Source organism: Streptomyces colwelliae, from assembly GCF_048158785.1.
Lineage (GTDB): Bacteria > Actinomycetota > Actinomycetes > Streptomycetales > Streptomycetaceae > Streptomyces.
This window is the reverse complement of record NZ_JBLTJC010000542.1, coordinates 1-5,529: the sequence shown is the minus strand read 5'-3', so window position 1 is coordinate 5,529 and position 5,529 is coordinate 1. Positions and strand designations below refer to the sequence as shown.

Sequence of the window (5,529 nt, the reverse complement as noted above, 5' to 3'; positions counted from 1 at the left end):
ACCCCACACCCCCCGAGGCCGCCCACCCGGAGCAGCCCGTCTCCACCACCGACACCGAACTCTCGCTGCACGAGCACTCCCCCGAAACCGACGACAGGCGCCCGGCGCGACCCCGGTCGCCCCTCGTCATCGCCTCGGTGGCGGCCGCCGTGCTGCTCGTCGGAGGTGGCGGGGCGTATCTCGCGTCGTCCTCTTCCTCTTCCGGCGGTTCGGGGGAAGGGACGGGTTCCGCGGCCTCCGGCGCCGATGGGACTCCGCCGCCGCTCGCGCTCGACGGGTACTCCTCGGGCGGTACGAATGGGATCGCGTCCGGGGAGCCGAATCCGTACGGGCAGACGTATCGGGCCGCGGGGAGTCTGCCCGACGGGCCGGAGTCCGCGGCTGTCTACGCGCCGCAGGGTGAGGTGACCAAGGACGCGGTGAGCCGGCTCGCGAAGGCGCTCGGTGTCGAGGGGACACCGGTCGCCGAGGGGCAGGTCTGGAAGATCGGCGGGCAGGACGGCAGCGGGCCGAGTCTGCAGGTGAACAAGGCGGCGCCGGGCATGTGGACGTTCAACCGTTACGCACCCGGCACCGACGACTGCACCGGCGGCACCCTCAAGTGCACGCACGATCCCGGCACTTCGGCCACCGACCCGGTGAGCGCGGCCGTGGCGAAGAAGGCCGCCGCCCCGATCCTGAAGGCCGTCGGCCAGGACGACGCGAAGGTCGACGCGAGCCAACTCATGGGCGCGCAGCGGGTCGTGAACGCCGAGCCCGTCTTCGGTGGGCTGCCCACTCATGGGTGGACGACCGGGCTGACCATCAGCGCTCAGGGTGAAGTGGTCGGCGGGAGCGGGGAGTTGGCGGCGCCGGTGAAGGGTGACGTCTATCCCGTGCTGAGTGCGCGGAAGACGCTGGACCTGATGAACGCGGCGCCGAGGACCGACCACCGGATGGGCATCGGCGGCTGCGCCAGTCCCGTACCGCTGAAGGACCGGCTGGAGGCGCCCTGCGGGTCGTCGACCGGGTCGTCGACCGCGGCTTCCGCCACGCCCACGCAGGCGTCGACCACCGTCGAGCACGCGGTGTTCGGGCTCGCCGTGCACTCCGTGGACGGGAAGCAGACGCTGGTGCCGTCCTGGCTGTTCGAGGCGCGGGAGGCGAGCGGGCAGGACACCTTCACGGTGACGTATCCGGCGATCGACCCGAAGTATCTGGCCTCGGCCAACACGCCCACGCCTACGGCGAGTTCGACCTCCACCGCGGCGCCGCACGACATCAAGGCGGACGGTTACACGACCGACGGGAAGAGCCTCACCGTGGCCTTCACCGGCGGGGTGTGCGCCGACTACAAGGCGTCGGCCGTGGAGAGTTCGGGCAAGGTGACCGTCACGGTGACCGACACGCCCTGGCCGGACAAGGTCTGCATCATGATCGCCAAGGTCTACCACCAGACCGTGCAGTTGAAGGCGCCGGTCGGCGACCGGGAGGTCGTGGGGCCGGACGGCACGAAGATCCCCGTGGAGAAGAAGGCGGAGGTCGGGACGGGACCCTCACCGGCCCGGTAGCGACGACCGCAGACGACCGCACGGGCACCAGAAAAGCCCGAAGGCGGCGGCCCTGTCGGAGGGGGCCGCCGCCTTCGCTCTGCTCAATTGCCCAACGGGGCACAAGCGGGTTCAGCGGGTTTAGCTGAACGAGTCGCCACAGGCGCAGGAGCCCGTCGCGTTCGGGTTGTCGATCGTGAAGCCCTGCTTCTCGATGGTGTCCACGAAGTCGATGGAGGCGCCGCCCAGGTACGGGGCGCTCATGCGGTCGGTGACGACCTTGACGCCGCCGAAGTCCTTGACGACATCGCCGTCGAGGGAGCGCTCGTCGAAGAAGAGCTGGTAACGCAGGCCGGAGCAGCCGCCGGGCTGGACGGCGACACGCAGGGCCAGATCCTCACGGCCTTCCTGGTCGAGCAGGGCCTTGACCTTCGCCGCGGCGGCGTCGGACAGAAGGATGCCGTCGGTGACGGTGCTGGTCTCGTCCGATACGGACATCTACATCTCTCCCGGGTTGTACGGAGACTGCTTGCCGACGATTTCAACCGCCGGGGCCGTGGATTCATTCCGGACCATGTCCGGTGTCTTTCCCTTGGCTCCTCTCTCCATGCTCGCACACGCCTGCAAGCCCCCTCGCCGGGCGCGTACCGGGTGCGTCCGCGGGCGCCCACCGGGATTGATGTCACATCGACGCTATGGGCATCGTCAAACTGACGTGAAGCAGTTATGATAGATAACGTCAATTCGACGAAAAGGGCTGTCCTCCCATCAGGCCGGCCCAGCCCGCAGAACAGAAAGGGTGCGTGTCGTGACCACCGCCCAGACCCAGGAACTCGACGTTCAGCCGACGCCCCTCGCCCTGCTCCTCCTCGGCCGTGAGGCCGACCCGAGGAGCGAGCGCGGCGTCGAGTGCCCCGGCGACCTGCCCTCGCCGTCCGACCCGGACCTGGTCGAGCGGGCCCGCGCGGCCAAGGAGAAGCTCGGCGACAAGGTCTTCGTGCTCGGCCACCACTACCAGCGCGACGAGGTCATCCAGTTCGCCGACGTCACGGGCGACTCCTTCAAGCTGGCCCGGGACGCGGCCGCGCGCCCGGAGGCCGAGTACATCGTGTTCTGCGGTGTGCACTTCATGGCGGAGTCCGCGGACATCCTGACCGGCGACGACCAGAAGGTCGTACTCCCCGATCTCGCGGCCGGCTGCTCGATGGCCGACATGGCCACCGCCGAGCAGGTCGCCGAGTGCTGGGACGTGCTGACCGAGGCCGGGATAGCCGAGCAGGTCGTGCCCGTCTCGTACATGAACTCGTCCGCCGACATCAAGGCATTCACGGGCAAGCACGGTGGCACGATCTGCACCTCGTCGAACGCCGAGCGGGCCCTTGAGTGGGCCTTCGAGCAGGGCGAGAAGGTCCTGTTCCTGCCGGACCAGCACCTGGGCCGCAACACCGCCGTGCGGGACATGGGGATGACGCTGGAGGACTGCGTCCTCTACAACCCGCACAAGCCCAACGGGGGCCTCACCGTTGAGCAGTTGCGCGCCGCGAAGATGATCCTGTGGCGCGGCCACTGCTCGGTGCACGGCCGCTTCTCTCTGGAGTCGGTCGAGGACGTCCGCGTCCGTATCCCCGGCGTCAACGTCCTCGTCCACCCCGAGTGCAAGCACGAGGTCGTGAGCGCGGCGGACTACGTCGGCTCAACCGAGTACATCATCAAGGCACTTGAGGCGGCCCCGGCCGGTTCCAAGTGGGCCATCGGCACCGAGCTGAATCTCGTACGCCGGCTCGCGAACCGTTTCGCCCCCGAGGGCAAGGAGATCGTCTTCCTCGACAAGACGGTCTGTTTCTGCTCGACGATGAACCGCATCGACCTCCCCCACCTGGTCTGGACCCTGGAGTCCCTCGCCGAGGGCAACCTGGTCAACCGCATCGAGGTGGACAAGGAGACGGAGGCGTTCGCCAAGTTGGCGCTGGAGCGGATGCTGGCGCTGCCGTAAGCCTGCTGGGTTATTCCACTCGCGGCCGGACCAGTCCCGACTCGTAGGCGATGACGACGAGTTGGGCCCGGTCGCGGGCGCCCAGTTTGGACATGGCGCGGTTGACGTGGGTCTTCACCGTCAGGGGGCTGACCTCCAGGCGTTCGGCGATCTCGTCGTTCGAGAGGCCGCCGGCGACCTGGACGAGGACCTCGCGTTCGCGCACGGTGAGGGCGTCGAGGCGTTCGGCGCGGGCGGGGTCACGGTCGTCGTCCAGGTCGCCGCCCTGGGCGAGGAAGCGGGCGATCAGTCCCTTGGTCGCCACGGGGGACAACAGTGCCTCTCCGGCCGCCGCGACCCTGATCGCGCTCAGGAGTTCCTCCGGCTCCGAGCCCTTGCCGAGGAAGCCGGACGCGCCCGCGCGCAGGGACTGCACCACGTAGTCGTCGACCTCGAAGGTCGTCAGAATGACCACGCGGACGTGAGCCAGGGACGGGTCGGCGCTGATCATGCGGGTCGCGGCGAGGCCGTCCGTGCCGGGCATCCGGATGTCCATCAGCACGACGTCGGCCCGCTCCTCCTTCGCCAGCCGTACGGCCTGTGCGCCGTCCGAGGCCTCTCCTACGACCTCCATGTCGGGCTCCGAGTCGACGAGTACACGGAAGGCGCTGCGCAGCAGGGCCTGGTCGTCGGCGAGCAGGACACGGATCGTCGTCATACGGGGTCCCCCGAGGCGCGTGGACGGGTCTTGACCGGCAGGATCGCATGGACGCGGAAGCCGCCTCCGTACCGGGGACCGGTGGTGAGGGTGCCGCGCAGGGCGGTGACGCGCTCGCGCATGCCGAGCAGGCCGTGGCCGCCGCCGGAGTCGGGGTCCTGGTCCTCGCCGGAGCCGTTGTCGAGGACGGTGACCTCGACGTTCGGGCCCACGCGTACGACGCTGACCTCGGCCTTCGCCTCCGTACCGGCGTGTTTCTGCACGTTGGTGAGGGCTTCCTGGATGACGCGGTAGGCGGCCAGGTCGACGGCGGCGGGGAGGGTGGTGCCGTTGTCCGCGCGGGCGACCTCGACCTGGAGGCCGGCGCTGCGGAAAGTGCCGGCGAGTTCTTCGAGGCGGTCGAGGCCCGGGGCCGGTTCGGTGGGGGCCTCGGGGTCGCCGGACTGGCGCAACAGGCCGACGGTGGCACGGAGTTCGTTGAGCGCGGAGCGGCTGGCCTCGCGTACGTGGGCGAGGGCTTCCTTGGCCTGGTCGGGGCGCTTGTCCATGACATGCGCGGCGACTCCCGCCTGCACGTTGACCAGGGCGATGTGGTGCGCGACCACGTCGTGCAGGTCGCGGGCGATCCGCAGCCGTTCCTCGGCGACCCGGCGGCGGGCCTCCTCCTCGCGGGTGCGTTCGGCCCGTTCGGCGCGCTCGCGTATGGCGTGCACGAATTCCTTGCGGCTGCGTACGGCGTCGCCGGCGGCGGCCGCCATGCCGGTCCAGGCGAAGATGCCGAGGTTCTCCTGGGCGTACCACGGGAGGGGGCCGCCGAGCATCGCGGCGCCGGTCAGCACGGTCATCGTGAGCAGGGCGACGCGCCAGGTCGTCGAGCGGTCGGTGGTGACGGCGACGGTGAACAGGGCGACCACGGCCGACATCGCGACCGGGGCGCGGGGGTCGCTGGTGACGCTCTCGATGAGGGAGGCGGTGGCGGTGACGGCGAGCACCATCATGGGGGCGCGGCGGCGTTTGACCAGCGCGGCGGCGCCGACCGCCATCAGGATCAGGCTGAGGGGGGCGGGGGTGCGGAGGCCCCAGCTCACGCCGTTGTCCCCGTGCGGGTCCACGAAGGAACCGGCGACCATGCAGACGAGCACCGCAGCGGCGAGGACCGCGTCCAGGGCGGAGGGGTGCGCGTTCGCTTGGCAGCGGGCGCGGTCCAGGGTGCGGGTCCCTGCCGGGGGCGGAACGGGGGCCAACGGTACGTCTCCTTGTGAGTGACCGGTGCTGGGGTGGCCCCGTACTGGGGGCTGCCGCCCCCAGAC

At 70.2% G+C, this 5,529-nt stretch carries 5 protein-coding genes; 2 read left to right on the top strand and 3 right to left on the bottom strand.

The genetic code is table 11. From position 1 onward, the window contains the following. Positions 1-1,550: hypothetical protein (locus tag ACNFOC_RS50290; protein ID WP_416965682.1), on the top strand; the 1,550-nt coding region annotated here is incomplete at its 5' end. A 120-nt stretch (positions 1,551-1,670) separates the two neighbouring features. On the opposite strand, the gene ACNFOC_RS50285 is transcribed toward ACNFOC_RS50290, so the two are convergent. Then, a complete protein-coding gene (locus ACNFOC_RS50285) occupies positions 1,671-2,027 on the bottom strand; it encodes an iron-sulfur cluster assembly accessory protein (protein ID WP_019065032.1) in 357 nt (118 codons plus the stop codon). A gap of 310 nt (positions 2,028-2,337) precedes the next feature. On the opposite strand from ACNFOC_RS50285, the gene nadA reads away from it, so the two are divergent. Further along, complete coding sequence (gene nadA, locus ACNFOC_RS50280) at positions 2,338-3,522, top strand: quinolinate synthase NadA (protein ID WP_416965681.1); 1,185 nt, start codon at positions 2,338-2,340, stop codon at positions 3,520-3,522. Between the two features lie 10 nt (positions 3,523-3,532). Here the strand turns inward: nadA and ACNFOC_RS50275 are convergent, their stop codons facing one another. Together ACNFOC_RS50275 and ACNFOC_RS50270 are read right to left on the bottom strand one after the other, a co-directional pair. Next, complete coding sequence (locus tag ACNFOC_RS50275) at positions 3,533-4,219, bottom strand: response regulator (protein ID WP_366493961.1); 687 nt, start codon at positions 4,217-4,219, stop codon at positions 3,533-3,535. Continuing rightward, on the bottom strand, positions 4,216-5,463 hold the full coding sequence (locus ACNFOC_RS50270; RefSeq protein WP_416965680.1) for a sensor histidine kinase: 1,248 nt from the start codon (positions 5,461-5,463) through the stop codon (positions 4,216-4,218). Before ACNFOC_RS50270 ends, ACNFOC_RS50275 begins: the two co-directional genes overlap by 4 nt. Positions 5,464-5,529 lie beyond the last annotated feature (66 nt).

Excerpts from the sequence above, each read along its gene's own strand:
- ACNFOC_RS50275 (WP_366493961.1), bottom strand. The coding sequence starts at position 4,219 with ATGACGACGATCCGTGTCCTGCTCGCCGACGACCAGGCCCTGCTGCGC.
- ACNFOC_RS50285 (WP_019065032.1), bottom strand. The coding sequence starts at position 2,027 with ATGTCCGTATCGGACGAGACCAGCACCGTCACCGACGGCATCCTTCTG.